The sequence below is a fragment of the Spongiibacter marinus genome, from assembly GCF_016906995.1.
Classification (GTDB): Bacteria; Pseudomonadota; Gammaproteobacteria; order Pseudomonadales; family Spongiibacteraceae; genus Spongiibacter; species Spongiibacter marinus.
In genome coordinates, this window is sequence record NZ_JAFBBD010000005.1 from 38,591 (window position 1) to 58,592 (window position 20,002).

Consider the following 20,002-nt stretch of genomic DNA (forward strand, 5'->3'; position numbering starts at 1 on the left):
TTTGGCATGGCACCAATTTAGGGCGTGCATTCTAACGAGCAATAATTATTATGTTTATGGAATATTAATCATATTAAAATTTCACAAAAGTGAATTTAAATAGGCGGCGCCGGCTGTGGACAGAACCCTGTTAAAGACCTTTATGGAGATAGTGAGCGCCGGGAGTTTGCTGGCGGCCGCTGAGCGCCTGCATATCAGTCAAACGGCGGTGACTGTGCGTTTGCAGCGCCTGGAGCAGCAGCTCGGCTGTGCCCTGTTTGTGAGAAACCGCAAAGGCGCGCGCTTAACCCCGGAAGGGGAGCGTTTTGCGCCCCATGCACAGCGCTTGCTCAGTGAGTGGCAGCTGGCAGTTGACGCGCTAGCAGAGCCCCTTACCGAGCAAGCAAGGTTGGCGGTGGGGGGCGAAACCAGCCTGTGGAATCCCTTGCTGAGCGGTTGGTTGCAGTGGGCCCAGCAACAACTGGGCGGGGTGCAGTTTGAGGCCTGTGTAGAAAGTGCCGAGACCTTGCTGGCCAAGTTAGAGTGCGGTGAGCTCGATGCCGTGCTTGTGCACTTGCCGCGTTACCACAGCGACTACGTTGTGGAATTGCTGCTGGAAGAAAAGCTCCTCTTGGCTGAGACGCCATCGCGGTCAGGGCCATTTTATCTGGTTGATTGGGGGCCGGGCTTTCGCGAGCAATTTGAGGCAAGTTTGCCGCGAGCAAAGCAACACCGCTGTAGGGTGAATCTCGGGCCGTTGGCCCTGCAGCTGATGTTGGCCAGCGGCGGCAGCGGCTATTTTCGCAGCCGTGTGTTAGCGCCCTACTTTGACAGTGGCCAGCTGCGCCGTGTGAACGACGCCCCCGAGTTCAGCTACCCGGTGTATTTGCTCACCCGGCGTGGTGAGCGCTCGCTGGCCTTGAGCCAAATGCTGGAGGGCTTGCGGCAACAAGCTGCCGAAGAAAAGCAGTGGCAGTTGTAACACCGCGCCCCGCGACGCGTCATTGCGGGGAATGGTTTAAGGAGAGTGCAATGGGGTTCTGGCACAGCGCAATGTCGCGGCCGGTCGTTTTCACCGCGCTGAAAGTGGCTGCCGTCGTGGGCACGATATTAAATGTGATCAATCAGGGTGAAGTGCTGTGGGCGGGTGTCGAACCGGATCTGCCGCGCTTATTGCTCAACTACCTTACGCCCTACTGAGTTGCCAGCTACAGCGGCGCGAAAACGCAACAATTGGCCCAGCAAGCGGCCGGGCCAGGCGTGTGCCGTCAGAATAAAGCGCCTTAGGTTAACTGGCTTTCTACCCAGTCGAAAACCGGGCCATAATTTTCCGGCAGCTGTTGTTTCAGCGCTTCTAATGCGGTGCTGACCGCCGACAGCTGTGGATGATTGATATTGATATGGCCGAGTTTGCGCCCCGGGCGAACGTCTTTGCCATACCAGTAGCACTGAGTAGAGGGAATCGCCATCCAGCGAGTGTCTCGCTCAATACCAATCAGGTTGATCATCACGCTGTGACCGCGCACCTCGGGTGCCTTGATCGGCAGTTTGGCAACAGCGCGCAAATGCATCTCAAACTGGCTGACGCAGGCGCCGGCCTGGGTCCAGTGGCCGCTGTTGTGCACGCGGGGCGCCAGCTCGTTGACGATCAGTTCATCGCCAACCCGGAAGCACTCCATCGCCATCACGCCGACGTAGTTCATGGCGTCCATAATTTTACCCAGCATGGCCTGTGCCTGGCCCTGCAGGTGATCCACGCGAGACAGCGGCGCAACGGACGCCATCAGAATACCGTTGCTGTGCAGGTTGAGTGTCAGTGGATAAAACACGTGCTTGCCATTGCTGTCGCGGGCGCCGACCAGAGACAGCTCTTCCATGAATGGAATTTTCTGCTCGGCGATGGCGGTGCCTTGCCACGCCGCGGGCACGTCGTCGGCATTGTCACTGTGCAGCCAGTACTGGCCCTTGCCGTCGTAGCCGCCCGTGCGACGCTTCAGTAATACGTCCTTGCCCAGTGCCTGGTGCAGTTCGTCGGCGCTGGTGTCCTGCTCAACGGCGCGCCACGGGGCCGTGGCAACGTCAAGGCTGTCGAGCAGAGATTTTTGGTGGAAGCGGTCGGCAATGCGCCAAAAAACATCGGCGTTGACGAAATTCGGGTGCTCACTCAAGTGGCGAGTCAGCGGTGTTTCCGGCCACTGTTCGCGCTCAACGGTGACAATATCGTTGTCGCCAATGCTGGGTAGCGCGGTCACGTCGGGGTCGAGTGGTTCAACGCGCAGCGCCAGCGGGTACGCGGCCTGTTGTAGCATGGCGCCCAATTGACCGGCGCCCAATACCCAAACAGTTTGCATTAGGCCTCCCGGGGGTCTGGATTGTCGAGAACCGTGTCGGTCTGCTTGCTGCGGAACTGTTCGAGTCGCTCGGCCAGCTCAGCATCGTGGGTGGCCAGAATCTGGCAGGCGAGCAAGCCGGCATTAAACGCACCCGCGGTGCCAATAGCCAGTGTGCCCACGGCAATCCCTTTGGGCATTTGCACGATGGATAACAGGCTGTCCATGCCATTCAGTGCGCGGCTCTGCACAGGCACACCCAATACCGGTAGGCGGGTTTTCGATGCCACCATACCGGGTAGATGGGCTGCGCCCCCAGCACCGGCGATAATCACCGAGTAGCCGTTGTCGACGGCTGTTTCGGCGAAGCTCATCAGCTTGTCGGGGGTGCGGTGAGCGGAAACCACTTCCACGTGGTGCTCGACCCCTAGCTCGCTCATGATCTCGGTGGCTGGACGCATGGTGTCCCAGTCGCTTTTGGAGCCCATGATTAGGGCAACTTTTGCTGACATTGGCTTTTGCTCTCGTCGCGTAAAAACCGCGCATTATAAATCAATTTTCCGGCTCTGCGCGCGTCAATTGGTGGATTATTGAACGAATTCCTGCGATCGCAGCGCCGGCCCTCGGCAATTCTGCTGCTTTTTGCTGGCCGCTTGCTCCGTCACTGGCATTGGCGCGTAAGCCTGCACATGCTGCGGCGCATTTTTTGACGAATTTTGTAACAAAGGCCACGCTTGTGAAACTATGAGCAGAGGCTGCATGTGCCCAGCCGGCTTACGTTTGTAAACAGGATAATTATGCGAGAGACCCTGCCGCTGTTAGAGCTGACCGAATTCCCCGCCATAGATCGCCACGCTATCGATACCTTACAGGTGAACCTGGGATACAAGTGCAACCAGCGCTGCCTGCACTGCCACGTGAATGCGGGGCCGACGCGGACCGAGATGATGACCGAGGACAATATTGCCCTGGTGCTCGATGTACTCCGCGCGCGCGATATCAAGGTGTTGGACCTCACTGGTGGGGCGCCAGAGCTTCACCCGCAATTCCGCGAGCTGGTTGTTAAGGCCAGGGCACTCGGGGTAAAGGTGATTGATCGCTGTAACCTGACAATTTTGTTTGAGCCGGAGCAGGAAGGGCTGGCCGAGTTTTTGGCAGCCAACGATGTAGAGGTTGTCGCGTCGCTGCCCTGTTATTCAATGGAAAATGTCGACGCCCAGCGCGGCGACGGTGTGTTCGATAAAAGTATTGCAGGCCTTCAGACTCTCAACCAATTGGGTTACGGGCAGAGCGGCAGCGGGCGGGTTCTCAACTTGGTGTACAACCCCCAGGGGCCGGCACTGCCGCCAAATCAGCAGCGCTTGGAGGCCGATTATCGGCGTGAACTCATGGCGCACTTTGGCATTGTTTTTAACTCGCTGTTTGCGCTGGCCAATATGCCCATTCAGCGCTTCGGCTCCACGCTTATCTCCAAGGGGCAATTCGACGATTACCTCGCACTGCTAAAAGGCAGCTACAGCGAGGCCAACTTATCGTCGGTGATGTGTCGCAGTCTGGTCAGCGTTGACTGGCAGGGTTACCTGTACGACTGCGACTTTAACCAGCAGCTGGGGCTCGGCTTGCCGAGTACCGGTGATCAGCGCGCTGACTTAACGACCCTGCTTTCTACAACGCTGCAAGGGCAGCCAATTCGCGTAGCGGGGCATTGCTATGGTTGTACAGCGGGGCAGGGCAGCAGTTGCGGTGGGGCATTGTAAGGAAATGACACGATGAGCAGTCACGATATTGTTAAAGATTATTACGGCAAGCAGCTGCAGAGCTCCGACGACTTAAAGACCAGCGCCTGCTGCGATGCCAGTGCCATGCCCGAGTGGCTCAAGCCGCTGTTGGCCAAGCTGCATCCCGAGGTGTTGTCGCGCTACTACGGTTGTGGGCTGGTGTGTCCCACGGAGCTGCGGGGGCGGCGCGTGCTTGATCTGGGCTGCGGCAGCGGCCGCGATGTCTACGCCCTGGCGCAAATGGTGGGGGCGGAGGGCGAGGTAGTCGGGGTGGATATGACCGACGAGCAGTTAGCGGTCGCGCGCGATACCCAGGCCTGGCACGCTGAACAATTCGGCTTTGATAATGTGCGCTTTATCCAAGGCTATATTGAGCGCCTGGACGAATTGGACCTGGAGCCAGCCAGCTTCGACGTGGTGGTATCCAATTGCGTGATTAATTTATCACCCGATAAAGCCGCGGTGTTAGCGGGGGTGAAGCGGCTGCTGAAGCCCGGCGGCGAATTCTATTTTTCAGATGTTTACGCCAATCGGCGTGTTCCCGAGGCAATGCGCGATGATCCATTGCTCTACGGCGAGTGTTTGGGCGGCGCCCTGTACTGGAACGACTTTGTGCAACTCGCCAAGGGGCAGGGCTTTACCGACCCGCGGTTAGTCGAAGACCGCCCCTTGGAAATGACCGACCCGGCTGTTGCAGCAAAAACGGCAGGCGTGGAGTTTTTCTCGGCGACCTATCGTTTGTTCAATCTCGATAATTTGGAAAGCGACTGTGAAGATTACGGCCAGGCGGTTCGCTACCGTGGCAGCATTCGTGAAACGCCGGTGAACTTTGTCCTCGACAAGCACCATATTATTGAAGTGGGTCGGGTGTTTCCGGTGTGTGGCAATACCTGGCGAATGCTGGCCGACAGCCGTTTTGCCGAGCACTTTGATTTTTTGGGCGACTTTAGCCGCCACTACGGCATTTTTGAAGGCTGCGGCGTGTCGCTGCCTTTCAGTACGGCTGATGATGACGGCGCCTTGCCCTGTTGCTGAATTATTCGCGCAAAAATACAAAAGGAGTGTGTGATGAAAATGCGTCCCCTGGGAAATTCCACTATCGAGGTCAGTGAGCTCTGCCTGGGCACAATGACCTGGGGCGAGCAGAACACCTGTGACGAGGCCTTCGAGCAAATGGATTATGCTCGCTCGCGTGGGATCAATTTTTTCGACACCGCTGAAATGTATCCAGTGCCGCCCCGGGCGGAAACACAGGGGCGCACGGAGGAGTACATCGGTCGCTGGCTGAGTGAGCGCGGAGGTCGAGACCAACTGGTGCTTGCCAGTAAAGCCACCGGCCCCGGCAATGCACATATTCGCGGCGGCCGCGGGCTGGATCGCGACGCCCTGCTCAAGGCCTTCGAAGGCAGCCTTCAGCGCCTGCAAACCGATTACCTCGATCTCTATCAGATTCACTGGCCAAACCGCGACACCAATTTTTTTGGCAAGTTGGGCTACCGCCACAGCAGCGATAACGCCGACGTCGAAGCGAATCAGCATGAATTACTGAAAACCCTCAGCGAGTTGGTGGCCAGCGGGCAGGTAAAAACGGTGGGGCTGAGCAATGAAACCCCCTGGGGCGTATTGAATTTCCTGCGCCTGGCCGAGCGCTATGCCCTGCCGAGGGTGGTGAGTATTCAGAACCCCTACAACCTGTTGAATCGCAGTTTTGAAGTGGGGCTGGCCGAAATCGCCCTGCGTGAAAATGTGGGGCTGCTGGCGTATTCACCGCTGGCCTTCGGCATGCTCAGTGGCAAATACCGTCACGGGCAACGGCCCGAGAATGCCCGCATTACGCTTTTCGAGCGTTTTCAGCGTTACAACAATCCCCAGGCTGCCGTGGCGACCGAGCGCTATGCCCTGTTAGCGGAAGAACACGGTATAGACTTTGCGCAGATGGCGTTGGCATTCGTAACCAATCAGCCATTTGTCACCAGCAATATTATCGGCGCGACTTCAATGGCGCAGCTAAAAAGCAATATCGACAGCGCCGAGCTCGTTCTCAGCGATGCGCTAATGGAAGGTATCGAGGCCATTCACACCGCCCAGCCAAATCCCGCCCCCTAGAGAACGAAAGGGCTAACTGCGGCAGATCCGGCTCAGTACGGCCTTCAAGTAGCGGGTCTCGGGGATTGCCGGGTGTACGGGGTGGTCGGCGCCCTGCATACCTTCGGCCAGTATTTGAGCGTGGCGGTCAATATGGCGTGAGGCGGCCCGCACAATATCCAGTAGTGACTCGCGAGGCATGTGCATGGAACAGGAGGCCGATAGCAGATAGCCGCCGGGTTCGAGTAAGCGCATGGCCTGTTCGTTGATGCGCCGATACGCCAGAATGCCCTCTTTTTGGTCTTTCTTGCGTTTAATAAAGGCTGGTGGGTCGACGATGATGACATCGAAACGTTGGCCGTCTTCCTTGAGCTGTTTGAGCGCCGCAAAGGCATCGCCCTGAAGGGTGTTGAAGCGCTCGCCAATGCCGTTTAGCGCGGCGTTCTCGTGGGCTTTTTCCAGAGCGAGCTCTGAGGCGTCGTTGCACCAGACCTCGCGAGCGCCAAAAACGCCGGCTTGCACACCAAAACTGCCCACATAACTGAAGACGTCCAGCACCCGCTTATCTTTAACGATGTCGCGTAACCAAGCGCGATTGGGGCGCTGATCGTAGAACCAGCCGGTCTTTTGGCCGCTGCTCAGCGGCGCCAGGAAACGCACGCCGTTCTCCGTTAATTCAACGTCTTCCGGCGACTCGCCGTGAACGCAGACCACTTCGCTGGGCAGGCCCTCGAGCTTGCGCACCGAGGCGTCGTTGCGCAGCAAAATTGACGCCGGAGACAGCAGTTTATCCAGCGCTTTCAGCACCGGCTCGCGCAGGGCTTCCATGCCTGCGGTATTAAACTGTACCGAGAGGTGGTCGCCGAAGCGGTCGACGACCAAGCCCGGTAACAGGTCACTTTCACCGTAGACAAGCCGGTAGCAGGGCGATGAAAAGAGTTGCTCACGCAGTGCCAGCGCCTGGGCAATACGCTGTTCTATCATTGCCTGGCCAAAGGGCTGCTGACCGCCGCTGAGCAGCCGCGCGCAGATCAGCGACTGCGGGTTTATGTACGCCACGCCCAGTGTTTTGCCTTGGGATGACTCGACAACCACTTGCTCGCCGGCCTGGAAACTCTTCAGTGGGCTGGCCTGTTTGTCGACCTCATTGCTATAGATCCACAGATGGCCGCCGCGCAGTCGACGTTCTTCATTTTTGGCAAGGCGCAGGGTAGGCAGGGTCATTGTGTTGTCTCGGTGGTGACGAAAGGCGGCATTATCGGGGATTGTGCTCGCTGGTTCCAGAAAAGCTGACTATCTTAATGTTGCCGATAAAGTTATTTGCCTGACCGTTTATGAACTCGAAATTTGGTTAATGACCTGTTACTTTTAGGGTTTATAGATGACCACCTTCCCGGGTCGTCACGCGGTAAATAATCGAAATAGCCCTCGTGCCGGGCGTAATTGAGGAAAACAATTATGAGCCAGTGTCCCTTTACCAACCTGCTCAGTCTGGATACTTACGTAAACGGTATGCCCTATGAAGAGCTGGCGAAGATTCGCCAAGCCGGTTCAATGGTGTACATGGATGACCCCGAAAATGGCGTGCCGTACTGGGCCGTTGTAAAGCGTGATGCGCTGGATTTCGTCTCGCAAAACCCGGATTTATTCTCATCTAACATTGAAGGTCCCTTCCCGATGGAAGTGCCCGAAGGCGAGGAAGAGATTCAAGCGGTGATGCACGAAAACATCATTATCGCCATGGATCCGCCCAAGCACATGAAGTACCGCAAAATTGTTCGCGATGCTTTCACGCCGCGCGCAGTGGCAAATATGGAAGAGTGGCTGCGCAAAGGTGCGCGCTCAATCATTGACCGTGTTGCCAAGAAAGGCGAGTGTGAGTTTGTTGAAGATGTGGCTGCCGAGCTGCCCTTGATGGCAATTCTGGAATTGCTGGGCGTGCCCCAGGAAGACCGCAAGCAGTTCTTCGATTGGACTAACATCATGGCTTTCGCCGATGACCCCGACTTGGCGACCAGCCGCGATGAAGCCAACGCGGTCAGCTTTGAGGTTATTGCCTACGCTGCCGAGCTGGCGGCTAAACAGCGCGAAAACCCCACCAGCCCCGTGGTTGAAGCCTTGCTGAATGGTGAAGTTGACGGCAAAAAAGTCGACGAGGAAATGTTCGCCTGGATGTTCATCCTGATTATGGTCGGTGGTAACGAGAGTACTCGTACTGCAACCGCTCACGGTATGCGCCTGCTGATCGAGCACCCCGAGCAGCTGCAACACCTGGTGGATCACCCTGAAGACATCCCCGATGCGGTCGAGGAAATGCTGCGCTACAACACCGCGTTCATCGCGATGCGCCGCACCGCCACTCAGGACATTGAATGGAATGGCCACAACATCAAAAAAGGCGACAAAGTTGTGCTGCACTACCATGCAGTCAACCACGACGAAGACGCCTACGGTGACGATGCCATGAAGTTCGATATTCACCGCGCTAAGCGCCTGCCGAATATGCGCCGCGAGATCCGTTCTTTTGGTATCGGCGAGCATTTCTGCCTGGGTATGAACCTGGCGCGCATGGAGCTGAACATTATTTTTGAAGAGCTGATTCCACGCCTGCGTAACCCCAAGTTTGCCGGCGATGTTACCTACATGCGCTCGTTCTTCATCAACACCATTAAAGCCATGCCGATTACTTTTGACCCAGAAGTCTAAGTGTAGCGGCCGTGCTAAGAGCCCCCTTTTGGGGGCTTTTTTTTGCCTGAAGATTGCCGCTAGTTGTCCAGGCCACCCAGACACAGGTACTTCAGCTCAACGTAGTCGTCGATGCCGTATTTCGACCCTTCGCGACCGATCCCCGATTCCTTCATGCCGCCGAAAGGCGCCATTTCACTCGATGTGACGCCCTCGTTAATGCCGATAATGCCGTACTCAAGGGCCTCTGCCACCCGCCAGACGCGGTTTAAATTCTGGGTGTAAAAGTACGCGGCGAGCCCGTAGTTAGTGTCATTGGCCAGCGCGATCGCCTGTTGTTCATCCTCGAAGCGGAACAAGGGGGCCACCGGGCCAAAAATTTCTTCCTGAAATACCCGCATGGCTGGCGTGGCATCGCGCAGCACAGTGGGTTCAAAAAAATGCTCGCCAATACTGGCGCGTCGTCCACCGGTAATGGCTGATGCGCCTTTCGACAGCGCATCGTCGACCAGCGCGGTGACCTTGTCGCACGCCTGGCGGGTAATGAGGGGCCCCATTGTGGCATCGCTATCGCGGCCATCGCCGAGCCGGAATTGTTGGACTTCGGCGGCAAAGCGCGCGGCAAAGGCATCGTAGATGCCATCCTGCACGAGAATGCGATTGCTACAGATACACGTTTGGCCTGCGTTGCGGTACTTAGACGCCAGGGCGCCGGCGACGGCGGCGTCTATATCGGCGTCGTCAAATACGATAAATGGCGCATTGCCGCCCAATTCCATGGACGTTTTTTTAACCGTCGCGGCGCACTGTTCCATCAGAATTTTGCCGACGCGGGTCGATCCGGTGAAGCTGAGTTTGCGCACCAATGGGCTGCTTGTCATCACGCTGCCGATGTCGCTGGCCTGTGTGCCGCAGACCACATTAAACACCCCGGCAGGGAAGCCGGCCTCGTCGGCCAGGGCCGCTAAGGCAAGGGCGCTGAGCGGCGTTTCATGGGCGGGTTTGATCACAATGCAGCAACCCGCTGCCAATGCCGGCGCGGCCTTGCGAGTGATCATGGCGTTGGGGAAATTCCACGGCGTAATCGCCGCAACCACACCAATAGCCTGTTTGATGACCAGTAGCCGTTTGTCGCGCGACGGGGCCGCGAGAATGTCGCCATCGATGCGCTTGGCCTCTTCAGAAAACCATTCAACATAGCTGGCGCCGTAGCCAATTTCAGCATCCGCCTCGGCGAGTACTTTGCCCTGTTCGGCGGTGAGAATCGCCGCGAGATCGCGGCGGTGTTCAATGATCAACTGATACCAGCGCTGCAGAATCTGCGCGCGGGTTTTAGGTGTTTCGCTTTGCCAGGCGGCTTGTGCTGCGTCGGCTGCCGTGATGGCGGCGTCCATATCGGCGGTGCCGCCATCGGCAACCTCTGTCAGTTTCTCGCCATTGGCGGGGTTCTCTACGGGAAAGCGCCGGCCGCTGGCGGCAGCCTGCCATTGGCCGTTAATGTAGTTGTTGTCGCGAAGCAGATCGGGGCGCTGCAACTGCATACTTGCTCTCCTTTATTGATTGGTGGCGTGAAGTTCACACTCCATATAACGCTGGCCCGGTACGTAGCCGTAGGGGCTGCGCAGCTCGCCGCTGTATTCTCGCTGAACGCGAAACCCGAGTTGTTCATACAGGGCTTGGGCGCGGGGGTTTTCCACCGACACATTGAGGCCTGCGCGCCGGTAGCCTTGCTGCCTGGCGCGGGATAGCAGCTCGGCGATCATTCGCCGCCCAAAGCCCCGGCTTCGTTGTTCGGGACACACGGCAAGCTGATAGATAAAGGCGACACCTTTACCCGGCGGCTTGATAACCGACTCGGTGCGCAGGCCGCGCCAGGCTGTGCGCAGTGCCGCCAGTGGTGAATAGTGGGCGAAAATCAGACGCATCGCGGCTAGGGTGAAACGATTGGTTTGTTCTGCGTAGCGCAGTGCGCCCACGGCCACCAGCTGGTCGTTGTCGATAAGCGCGAGGTGTTGATCGTGGCTGAATTCGTTGCCTTTGGCGATGAAGGCGCGTTCTAGAAACGACGTAAGTTGCTCGCTTTGGCGGTCGCAGAACACGTAGTGGAACGCTTCCGGGCCGGAGCTGATGATAAGCGGTAGGGCTTTTTCCCTATCGCCAGGTCGGCATTGACGAAATGCGGTGCTAGTCACGATGGTTCGGCCTCACGTTGAATTTTTTCCAGGCCCTGCCTAAGCGCTGGGGTCATCGGCATGGGGCGTTCGCTTTGTCGATTGACAAACACATGGGTAAAGCGGCCGTGTGCGGCAGCGATGGTTTCTCCCCGCCGGAAAATCGCTACGCCGTACTCTACTGAACTATTGCCCAGTTTGTTGACGCACAGCGCGCCCTCCAGCTCGTCTGGAAACGCCACAGCAGAGGTGTAGAAACACTCGCTGTGAACGATGTACCCGATTTGCTCGCCGCGGTGAATATCCAGTCCACAGGCTTCTATCAAATAACGATTCGCGGTTGTGTCGAACCACGAATAGTAGTTCACGTTATTTGCGTGACCATAGACGTCGTTGTCCATCCAGCGGGTGGTGATTGGGGTAAACCAACGGTAGTGCGTGCGCTGGCTTAGCGGTGATGCGGTCATTGGTGTGTCCTTCGAGCTCGGTGCAGTAAGTGCGGCTATAAGGCGCAAATTGAAAGCGTGGTAGCTGTCAATAAGGGCTTGCCCATGCAGTCTATGGCAAGGCGATCTCAATGTGTAATTTGGTCAGGAATAGCGCTCACTGACGCGCTCAGGTACGGCGCAAAGTCGGGGGTGTGTTTCATTGCGACAGGCTTCAAAATATAGGTAAACACTTGTTAAGATACGGGTATCTACGTATTACTGTTCGTAGTTGTGCATAGTAACGTAGCCTGCAATAACTCACTGATAGCAGAGTGTTTATTTATAACGCATTTAATATGTGGCGATGTTGTCAAATGTGAGCGAGTTCAAATTTTGCTGCAGAGCTTGCGCGTAGCATCGTGCCGTTGATGGTTACTCGAAACGACACGTCTCGCAATAAATGATAAATACGGAGTCTTTACCATGTCTTTCCGCGGTTTAAGAAATGGCCTTGCCCTAAGCGTCTCGCTGGCGGCATCCAGCTTTAGTCATGCCCAAGCGGCACAAATTCCTGTTCTTGGTGGTCTGCTTACAAGCCTTGGCAGCCTACCTATTATCGGCGCGCTGCCTCTCGATGCATTGATGAATCCCGCTGCGGGCCTGGATGGCCTGTCTGGCGCAGGCTTGCCAGGTTTAGACGCGCTGCCGCTGCCAGGCTTGGAAGCACTCCCCGATGTACTGGGCAATATTGGTAGCGGCGGTCTACCCGGCCTGGATTCACTGCCCCTCGTCGGCGTGTTGGGCATAGGTGGTATGGGCGGCGCTGGTGCTGGCGATGTTCCAGGGCTGAGTGACCTGTTGGATGCGCTGCCACTGCTGTCATCTGAAACACCGCAATTACCGGGTGTGGATGCCCTGCTGAGTATATTGAATGGCTTGGGCACTGGCGGACTGCCCGGCGCTGACTTCCTGCCATTGGCGCAGATCGCAGCAGTGGGTACCGGTGACCTGAGTATTCCCGGACTCGACGCGATTATCGATATTCCAGCACTCGCTGACTACGCGACGCTGGCAAAAGTGGAAATGGCCGTGGGTGCCGTTGAAGGCTTCATCACAGGTGTTGTTGCCGACCCGCAGTCGCTAACGACCATCGGTTCAGGCCTTGGTCCCGACACGCTGTTTGCTGTTGTCCCCCTGCTGGGTGCCTTAAAAGATGACCCCGCATCGCTGGCCACCTACTTCAGCGACGGCGGCACCATTTTAAGCGCCGAAATCGAATTGCTTCCCCCAATTCCAGTGGTCAGCCAGCCGCTGGCACTGTGATACCTCGCCCCGGGTTACGAGGCAAATGCTTCTCCAGCATCTACTTGGGCGCCCTAGGGTGCCCTTTTTTTCGCCTGTTGGTTTAGCGGTTATCTCGATAGCGTGACTTCTGTATACACAAATTCCTGGGTGTACTCATAGCGCACGCTGACTTCACCGGGGCAGCCGGGTAGACCAGAGAGTTCGTCGTCGATAGTGAACCGCAATGTCTGGGCGCAAGCCTCTGCCGCGACCAGCCGAGCGCAGGCAAAGCCAAAATAGCGCTTCACGATGGGATAGAGCGCCTTATAGATGCTCTCCTTCGCCGAAAAACTCAGCGCGACCCCAACAGCTAAGGGCAGCGCGCTCGATGCCAATAACTGCACTTCGCTTGGTGACAAAATCCGCCGTTGCAGCTTTTGCGCTGCGGATTCGCTCAGCGAGGGCTGAATATCGATACCCAGCGTCTGATACACACTGGCTCGACCGATGGCGCAGCGAACCTGGTTGTCGCTGTGAGTGACGCTGCCGACGGTGCCCGCCGGCCAAAGTGGGCAGCGCTTTTCATCGGCTAAGACGGTGAAATTTTGATGTCCAAACTGAGCCAGCGCCTGACTGGCCAACCAGCGGCCGGCGAAGAACTCTGCCTGGCGCTTGGTAATTGAGTCGGCAATATTGTCGGGGCAATACAGTGACCACTGCTCAAATAAAGAGGGTGAGAACGCCGCACTATCAAATTCCGCGCTCAGGCGTATCAGGCCCTCAGACGCAGCGCCGGTTTGCTGATAGGCGTGCAAAAAGGAGGGCGGGAGAGTGGCTGGTCGTGTGGGTTCACGCATGGCGAGCAGGTTCTTAGAATGTCGCCACTATTGTAGGCTGCCCGGCGCATGCTGTCGCGCCGGGCTGGTATCTAGCTTCCTTTTGCGAGATGGGCTAGCAAGGCTTCGGCGAGGGCCGCCGACGAGGCGGGGTTTTGGCCGGTAAAGATCAGGCCGTCGCAAACGATATGGCTGGCCCAGTCCTCGGCTTTTTGATAAATCGCGCCGCGCTCGCTCAGCATATCCTCCAGTGAAAAGGGCACCACCTTGCTAAGCCCAACCGCCTCTTCTTCGCTATTGCTAAACGCCGTTACGCGTTTGCCCTTGACCAAGGGTTCGCCATTCGCGGCGATGCTGTGGCGAAAGACGGCGGGCGCGTGGCAGACCGCGGCGACGGGCTTCTCGGCGTGAATAAACTGTTCGATGAGCAGCACTGAATGCGGGTCTTCTGCTAGGTCCCAGAGTGGCCCGTGGCCGCCGGGGTAGAAGATTGCGTCGAAGTCGCGTTCGCGCATATCGTTTAAGCGCTGCGTATGGGCAAGGCGCTGCTGAGCGTCGGCGTCCTGATTAAAACGCGCTGTTGCCGGGGTTTGGGCATCGGCCGCCGCGCTTTTTGGGTCGAGTGGGGGCTGCCCACCGGCCGGTGATGCCAGCGTAATGTCGGCGCCAGCATCGTGAAAAACGTAGTAAGGGGCGGCAAACTCCTCCAACCAGAAACCGGTTTTCTCGCCGCTGTCACCGAGTTGGTCATGAGAGGTGAGAACCATCAAAATCTTCATAGTGCTTCCTGTGTTTTTTACTGTGATTCGGCGCTTCCCCGGACAAGCATTGTGCCGACATTACGCGACTCCAGCAGATTGATATAGGCTTGAGGGGCATTTTCCAAGCCCTCTACGCGGTGCTCGCGGCTGTTGATTTTAGCGTCGCTTAGCCATTGCTGCATCGTCGGGGCAAATTCTGGTCAGTGCTCATCGAAAATAATAACGCCGCGCGTCTGGCTGTGGGTAATGATGACCATGTCTCACCTGTTGACTTCAAGCGCTTTGGTCTACCATAGGCGCCGTTTAGAAGGGCATAGCCGTCGACGATGGAGAGGTGAAGTTGGGTGATTTAGCAGCGTTAATCAAGGCGAATGGGCAGCCTCATTTTGGCGTTTTCGAGCGGCCTGTCGGCGATATCAATTACCGCGACTACGACCTGCGCAACGCAATGGATAAGCCGCGCGGCAAGTTGGCGCGCCACTTCGCTTTCAACCAATTTCAGTTTTTATCGCTGTGTTGTGACGAGCTGATAATTGGCGTGGCGATTGTCGACCTTAAGTGGGTGAGCAATGCCTTTGTCTATTGCTATGCGCCGGATAGCGGTGAGTACGATGAGTTCAGCTTTGTTCAGCCCCTGGGTCTGAAAACGGCCATTCACACTCAGCCCAATAACGGCGAGGCGCATTTTTGCTCGGGGAAAAATCGCGTAAAGATTGTCGCCGGGCCCGGCCAACGCCACCTCACTGTGTCGCTTGCCAGTGGTTTGCAGGTCGACGCAATTATCGATGAAGAACAGGGTTATCAACCCTTATCTATTTGCACGCGAGCAGGCTACGCCGGCTGGGTGTACACCCAGAAAACCACGGCCAGGCCGGTGTCGGGTAGCGTGCGGTGGCAGGGGCGCGACTACGATCTTGCTGCGATGTCGGCGCTGGCGGGGGTGGATTGGAGCGCGGGTTATATGCGGCGCGAGACGTTCTGGAACTGGGGAAGCTTGTCAGCCCGCCTCAGTGATGGCCGTCGCATCGGCTTTAATTTAGTCGCCGGTGTAAATGATACGGGTTATACCGAAAACGCGCTATGGCTGGATGACCAGATGGTGAAGCTCAGCACTGTCGTGTTCGACTTTGACCGCCAAGACGGCGAGGCCCCGTGGGTTATGCGATCGCAAGATGGCATCTTGGATCTGCGTTTTGAACCAGCGGGTCAGCGCAGTGAAAAGCGCAACGCGGTGGTGATCGCTTCAAACTTTACTCAGTTTTTCGGCCGCTACTATGGTCGCATTAGCCTGCCGGGCGAGGAGTTGGAGCTGTCAGGGCAGTGGGGTTTTGCAGAAGATCACTTCGCCCGCTGGTAGGGCATTTGTTGATCACTGTCACAAAACGAGGCAATTGAGTCGCGCCAATTCTCCAATCGGCATCAGTTAACAGTTTGTATAAGTGTGCTTTGTTTATAGTCATCGCCGGCCCGAAGAAAGGATCGGGCTTTTCGTTGGGACATTATAAAAATTGATTGGGGACGCACTTCAATGATGAAAAACAGAGCGCTGATTATGAGCTCGATGCTGGCCTTTGGCTTGTCAGCATGTGGCGGCGGTAGTGGTGGTTCGGGCGATGACGCGAACCTGCAGAGTGCCGCGCAGCAAGACGACGCTCAGCAACTGGGCACCTTTGAAACCTCGGTCTCTGACGACCTGACCGCAGGTGAGCCGATCGACGGTCAATACATTGTGCTGTTGCAAAAAGCAGAAGACAGCTTGCTTGGGGCGCTGCCTCTGCCGGACCTGGTGGATGAATTGCTCGCGACAGTAGGCGGTCAGCTATTGGGTGTTTATCAAAATGCGGTCAGCGGTTTCGTGGCCAAAATGAGCCCGGAAGCGGCGGCCTTACTGGCCAAGAATCCCCTGGTAAAACTGGTTGAGCAGGATCAGACCGTCTCAATTGCTGCGGTTCAGAATAACGCGACCTGGGGGCTGGATCGTGTCGACCAGCCTTCGCTGCCGCTGGATAATCAATACTCTTACAGCGCCGATGGCAGTGGCGTTCACGTTTACATCGTCGATACCGGTATTCGCAGCAGTCACAATGAGTTCTCCGGCCGCACAGGTGTAGGGCGTAACTTTGCCGCCTCTGGCGGCTTGTTCTTTAGCAGTACGGACCCTGAAGATACCGATGACTGTAATGGTCACGGCACCCACGTTGCCGGTACGGCCGCGGGCAGCACCTACGGTGTGGCAAAGGGCGCCACAGTGTATCCGGTGCGTGTACTGGGTTGTAACGGTTCAGGCAGCAACTCCGGTGTTATTGCCGGTGTGGACTGGGTCGCGGCAAACCATCAAGCGCCAGCGGTTGCCAACATGAGCCTCGGCGGCGGCAACAGTACCGCTTTGGATGCAGCGGTAAAAGGCGCGATTAATGCGGGCGTTACCTTTGTGGTGGCAGCCGGCAATGACAATACCGACGCCTGTAGCGGTTCACCTAACCGCGTGGCTGAAGCGGTTACCGTTGGCTCAACAACGTCATCTGATTCGCGTTCTTCCTTCTCCAATAAAGGAAGCTGCGTTGATATCTTTGCCCCCGGTTCGGCAATCACCTCTGCCTGGTACCAGGGCGATAACGACACTAACACCATCAGCGGCACATCAATGGCTGCGCCACACGTTGCCGGTGCGGCGGCGTTGATTCTGTCGCAAAACCCTAACGCAGCGCCGGCCAGTGTTTTCAGCACACTATTGCAAGACGGTACCAGCAATAAGTTGAGTGGTCTGGGCAGTGGCTCTCCCAACCTGCTGCTGCAGGTTGCCCAAGGTGAAGGTGTCGACTTCCCGCCGGTGGCGTCCTTTAGCTATAGCTGTAATGAACTCAGCTGTAGCTTTGATGCGTCGGCATCGTCTGACGACCAGGGCATTCAGCAGTACAGCTGGAGCTTTGGCGATGGAAGCTCGGCCGCTGGCGCGAGTGTTAGCCATACTTATGCAGCCTACGGCGACGTTACCGTTACGCTGACGGTGAGCGACACTGCTGGCCAGCAGGATACAGATAGCCAGCTGCTGAGCCTGCAAGAGCCCGGTGCTGGTCCCTGTCCTGAGTGTGAGCAAACCAGTGGCACGCTCACTGGCAGCAATGACAATGACTACAGCCCGAGCAGCGGCGGTTTCTCCAGCAATGGTGGCCAGTTCTATGGTCTGCTAGAGGGCCCTGCAAATGCCGATTTCGATCTCATTCTGGAAAAATATAGCCGTGGCCTGTTTTTCAGCAGTTGGTCGAGCGTGGCCAGCGGTGAGACGGCGAGCTCAAGCGAAGAAGTGACCTACAACGGCACCAGTGGCACCTACCGCTGGCGTGTGAAGTCATACAGTGGCAGTGGTGATTACACGCTCTACACTGACAATCCCTAAGCGGGATATCCTTCAGCTAAGGCACCTTCGGGTGCCTTTTTTTATGTCTCGGATTTTTCCCTGAGTTGCTGTCGGTAGACGCTGGGCGGGAATCCTGTCCAACTTTTAAAGGCTTTCGCAAAATTACTGGCATCGCTGTACCCCAGCTGCTCGGCGATTAACTCAATGCTTACCGCTTGGTTGAGTAACTCGCGGGCGCGCTTTTGCCGGAACTCATCTTTTAACTGCTGATAGCTGCACTGCTCGGTTTTCAGTCGCCGCTGCAGGGTCGCGGTAGACATATTGAGCCTCGCGGCAACGTCGTCAATGGTCGGTAACTCGCCCTGGCTGCGCTGCAGTTGGGCGAGCACCCGCGACGATAGGCGTTGTGATGAGAGGCTGCGTCGCAGGTCATTTTCGCAGCGCGCTTCCGCCAGTTTTGCCAGGTCGGCGTCGCGGGTCGCAAGCGGCAGATCGAGGATGCTGTTCGGCCACGACAGGCTGTAAACCGAAGCGCCAAAGCTGATTTTGGAGCCGCCGGGGAGCGCCGGTGGCGGGCAGTTTGGGGCCTCTCCCTGCATGGTGATATGGCTAGCCAGGTGCGCGGCGCCGCGTCCAAGTATTTGTCGGCACAAGGTGTCCAGGCAGGAAAGTAAAGACAGGCAGACATAGCGCATGGCAGGGTGTTGTGGCTCGAGTGGCCGGAGGCACAGCATGGCACGATCGCTGCCTTCGGTTATTTCAGGGTGGGTTTGTCCCGACTCGAGGGTGACAAAGTTAATGCGGGTAGATACGTAGCGATACAGCTTGTCCGCGGCCTCGGACAAACTGCGGCTATGCTGGGCGGCGTAGCCCAAGTAACCGTGCTTGGATAGCGTCATCCGGCGGCCGCCTTCCAGTGCCGACCACAGGTTGTTATCAATTTTCTGAAAGTTGCTCACAGCCTGTAGAAAAGAGCGGTGGCCAATACTGACGTCTTGCAGAAGCAGCACCTCGCTGCTCAGCCCACAGCCCTGTAGCAGTTCGCCAATGGCCATGCCGCGCTCAAAAGCTTGCTCGCTGAGCGTCACCAGGTAGTCACTGGAAATGGAATACTCACCGTCGCCGTGTTGTTCTGCGTCCATAACGTGTCCTGTGTCGTTAAAGCACCGGAGGCTGCGAGAAATTAACCTGCTAGCAGTAAAAGCACTATGCCATAGTTTCCGTCGGGTGGTTGAGCACGCCTAGCACCGCGACAAGTTGGAGAATAATAATGCAGGTTAATAATGGGATTACCGTTCGGCGGATGCACTTTCCTGCGCCCGCATCCATGGACAAATACTGGTTTGGTGGGAATCCGCTGATTTCGACTTTTTTCTATGCGATGTCGGCGACCTTTCCCGACGGCGAGCGCTTTTTCATTGATACCGTGCGCCACTACCAGCCCGAGGTTAGCGACCCGGCGCTGACGCAGCGCATTCGGGCCTTTATCGGCCAGGAAGCCCACCACGGCAAGGCGCATGAAGACTTCAACAGTGCTTTGGAAGCCCAGGGCTTTCCTATGGCAAAGGTTGCCGCACGGGCAAAGGCGCTGCTCGATACTGCGCGAAAACGCCTGTCGCCCCAGCGCCAACTCGCGATTACGGTGTCTTTGGAACATGTTACCGCAACGCTTGCTGAGCACGCTTTGCGTCATCCCGAGGTACTGGGCGAGATGGACCCGACATTTCGGGACATGTTGGTATGGCACGCGGTTGAGGAGATCGAACACAAGGCGGTGGCCTTCGATGTCTTTCGTCGCCACGTGGGCAGTGAGTTTCTGCGCAGGCGTGTACTTATGCTGTCGCTGATGCTTTTTTTCTTCCGCATCAGCGTATTTCAGCGCCAGTTACTGCGGGCGGATGGCCGGCGTGTGACGTGGCGTGAGCGCTGGCAGGCGTTGTGCTTTTTCTGGGGGCGGGGCGGGCTGATGACGGAGGCAATGCCGCACTTTTTGAAGGCATTTCGTCGCGGCTTTCACCCCGATGATATTGACCAGCGTGCACTGATTAACGATTGGCAGTTGCGCTATCCCGATGTCGCTGCTCGCCAAGTGAATCGCTAGTTTTCCTTTCAAAGACACCGCTCTTTTCAGTGGCCTTTTCGATGCCTTTGCCCCTTTGTCCTCGCGAAGGGGTCTTTTTATCTCAATGAAAAATATAGAAAATTTCTAGAAATCTACACCGTGGGCGTATTTTTTACGCGATTGTAATGTGTGTGGGGCTTAACAGCCATGGCGGAAGCGGGTATCGTCAATGTAATACACGTAAA

20 protein-coding genes are annotated in these 20,002 nt (G+C 56.9%); 10 read left to right on the forward strand and 10 right to left on the reverse strand.

Features of this window, described 5'->3' with window-relative positions; all coding sequences use genetic code 11:
- The first annotated feature begins 115 nt into the window (after nt 1–115).
- Together HNR64_RS08605 and HNR64_RS08610 are read left to right on the forward strand one after the other, a co-directional pair.
- The gene (locus tag HNR64_RS08605; protein ID WP_204996104.1) at nt 116–961 is read left to right on the forward strand and encodes a LysR family transcriptional regulator; all 846 of its coding nucleotides are present in this window, start codon (nt 116–118) and stop codon (nt 959–961) included.
- A gap of 50 nt (nt 962–1,011) precedes the next feature.
- Nucleotides 1,012–1,179 carry a hypothetical protein gene (locus HNR64_RS08610; protein WP_204996105.1) on the forward strand — a complete coding sequence of 56 codons (168 nt, stop codon included), beginning with the start codon at nt 1,012–1,014 and terminating at the stop codon, nt 1,177–1,179.
- Nucleotides 1,180–1,262: 83 nt separating this feature from the next.
- On the opposite strand, the gene purK is transcribed toward HNR64_RS08610, so the two are convergent.
- Together purK and purE are read right to left on the reverse strand one after the other, a co-directional pair.
- On the reverse strand, nt 1,263–2,330 hold the full coding sequence (purK, locus tag HNR64_RS08615) for a 5-(carboxyamino)imidazole ribonucleotide synthase (protein WP_204996106.1): 1,068 nt from the start codon (nt 2,328–2,330) through the stop codon (nt 1,263–1,265).
- Nucleotides 2,330–2,821 (reverse strand): 5-(carboxyamino)imidazole ribonucleotide mutase, encoded by a 492-nt coding sequence (purE, locus tag HNR64_RS08620; RefSeq protein ID WP_027875119.1) that lies wholly within the window; start codon nt 2,819–2,821, stop codon nt 2,330–2,332. The genes purK and purE overlap by 1 nt, the downstream gene beginning before the upstream one ends.
- 285 nt (nt 2,822–3,106) lie before the next feature.
- On the opposite strand from purE, the gene arsS reads away from it, so the two are divergent.
- The 3 genes from arsS to HNR64_RS08635 are packed head-to-tail and all read left to right on the forward strand — an operon-like array spanning nt 3,107 to nt 6,193.
- Nucleotides 3,107–4,066, forward strand: a complete 960-nt coding sequence (gene arsS, locus HNR64_RS08625; RefSeq protein WP_204996107.1) for an arsenosugar biosynthesis radical SAM (seleno)protein ArsS — start codon at nt 3,107–3,109, stop codon at nt 4,064–4,066.
- 12 nt (nt 4,067–4,078) lie between these two features.
- Nucleotides 4,079–5,122, forward strand: a complete 1,044-nt coding sequence (locus tag HNR64_RS08630; protein ID WP_204996108.1) for a methyltransferase domain-containing protein — start codon at nt 4,079–4,081, stop codon at nt 5,120–5,122.
- A gap of 33 nt (nt 5,123–5,155) precedes the next feature.
- Nucleotides 5,156–6,193, forward strand: a complete 1,038-nt coding sequence (locus HNR64_RS08635; RefSeq protein WP_204996109.1) for an NADP(H)-dependent aldo-keto reductase — start codon at nt 5,156–5,158, stop codon at nt 6,191–6,193.
- A gap of 12 nt (nt 6,194–6,205) precedes the next feature.
- Here the strand turns inward: HNR64_RS08635 and HNR64_RS08640 are convergent, their stop codons facing one another.
- Nucleotides 6,206–7,396 carry a class I SAM-dependent rRNA methyltransferase gene (locus HNR64_RS08640; RefSeq protein ID WP_204996110.1) on the reverse strand — a complete coding sequence of 397 codons (1,191 nt, stop codon included), beginning with the start codon at nt 7,394–7,396 and terminating at the stop codon, nt 6,206–6,208.
- A gap of 234 nt (nt 7,397–7,630) precedes the next feature.
- Here HNR64_RS08640 and HNR64_RS08645 point away from each other — a divergent pair, with 234 nt between their 5' ends.
- The gene (locus HNR64_RS08645; protein WP_027875114.1) at nt 7,631–8,878 is read left to right on the forward strand and encodes a cytochrome P450; all 1,248 of its coding nucleotides are present in this window, start codon (nt 7,631–7,633) and stop codon (nt 8,876–8,878) included.
- A 59-nt stretch (nt 8,879–8,937) separates the two neighbouring features.
- Here HNR64_RS08645 and HNR64_RS08650 read toward each other — a convergent pair whose 3' ends face one another.
- Genes HNR64_RS08650 through HNR64_RS08660 form a run of 3 tightly spaced genes read right to left on the reverse strand, consistent with a single transcriptional unit; the run spans nt 8,938 to nt 11,495 of the window.
- Nucleotides 8,938–10,398 (reverse strand): NAD-dependent succinate-semialdehyde dehydrogenase, encoded by a 1,461-nt coding sequence (locus HNR64_RS08650; protein ID WP_204996111.1) that lies wholly within the window; start codon nt 10,396–10,398, stop codon nt 8,938–8,940.
- Nucleotides 10,399–10,410: 12 nt separating this feature from the next.
- On the reverse strand, nt 10,411–11,049 hold the full coding sequence (locus HNR64_RS17470; protein WP_204996112.1) for a GNAT family N-acetyltransferase: 639 nt from the start codon (nt 11,047–11,049) through the stop codon (nt 10,411–10,413).
- Nucleotides 11,046–11,495 (reverse strand): acyl-CoA thioesterase, encoded by a 450-nt coding sequence (locus tag HNR64_RS08660; protein WP_204996113.1) that lies wholly within the window; start codon nt 11,493–11,495, stop codon nt 11,046–11,048. The genes HNR64_RS17470 and HNR64_RS08660 overlap by 4 nt, the downstream gene beginning before the upstream one ends.
- Nucleotides 11,496–11,939: 444 nt before the next feature.
- On the opposite strand from HNR64_RS08660, the gene HNR64_RS08665 reads away from it, so the two are divergent.
- On the forward strand, nt 11,940–12,779 hold the full coding sequence (locus HNR64_RS08665; RefSeq protein WP_204996114.1) for a hypothetical protein: 840 nt from the start codon (nt 11,940–11,942) through the stop codon (nt 12,777–12,779).
- An 89-nt stretch (nt 12,780–12,868) separates the two neighbouring features.
- Here HNR64_RS08665 and HNR64_RS08670 read toward each other — a convergent pair whose 3' ends face one another.
- From HNR64_RS08670 to HNR64_RS08680, 3 genes are all read right to left on the reverse strand, one after another.
- Nucleotides 12,869–13,597 carry a 4'-phosphopantetheinyl transferase family protein gene (locus HNR64_RS08670; protein WP_204996115.1) on the reverse strand — a complete coding sequence of 243 codons (729 nt, stop codon included), beginning with the start codon at nt 13,595–13,597 and terminating at the stop codon, nt 12,869–12,871.
- 71 nt (nt 13,598–13,668) lie between these two features.
- A complete protein-coding gene (locus HNR64_RS08675) occupies nt 13,669–14,355 on the reverse strand; it encodes a type 1 glutamine amidotransferase domain-containing protein (protein WP_204996116.1) in 687 nt (228 codons plus the stop codon).
- 17 nt (nt 14,356–14,372) lie between these two features.
- A complete protein-coding gene (locus HNR64_RS08680) occupies nt 14,373–14,519 on the reverse strand; it encodes a hypothetical protein (protein WP_204996117.1) in 147 nt (48 codons plus the stop codon).
- A 152-nt stretch (nt 14,520–14,671) separates the two neighbouring features.
- Here HNR64_RS08680 and HNR64_RS08685 point away from each other — a divergent pair, with 152 nt between their 5' ends.
- Together HNR64_RS08685 and HNR64_RS08690 are read left to right on the forward strand one after the other, a co-directional pair.
- Entirely contained in the window at nt 14,672–15,694 is a 1,023-nt protein-coding gene (locus HNR64_RS08685; RefSeq protein WP_338061840.1) for a DUF2804 domain-containing protein, read from the forward strand.
- A 171-nt stretch (nt 15,695–15,865) separates the two neighbouring features.
- The gene (locus tag HNR64_RS08690) at nt 15,866–17,734 is read left to right on the forward strand and encodes a S8 family serine peptidase (protein ID WP_204996119.1); all 1,869 of its coding nucleotides are present in this window, start codon (nt 15,866–15,868) and stop codon (nt 17,732–17,734) included.
- 41 nt (nt 17,735–17,775) lie between these two features.
- Here the strand turns inward: HNR64_RS08690 and HNR64_RS08695 are convergent, their stop codons facing one another.
- Entirely contained in the window at nt 17,776–18,837 is a 1,062-nt protein-coding gene (locus HNR64_RS08695) for an AraC family transcriptional regulator (RefSeq protein ID WP_204996120.1), read from the reverse strand.
- Between the two features lie 128 nt (nt 18,838–18,965).
- On the opposite strand from HNR64_RS08695, the gene HNR64_RS08700 reads away from it, so the two are divergent.
- Complete coding sequence (locus tag HNR64_RS08700; protein ID WP_204996121.1) at nt 18,966–19,796, forward strand: metal-dependent hydrolase; 831 nt, start codon at nt 18,966–18,968, stop codon at nt 19,794–19,796.
- Nucleotides 19,797–20,002: the final 206 nt, after the last annotated feature.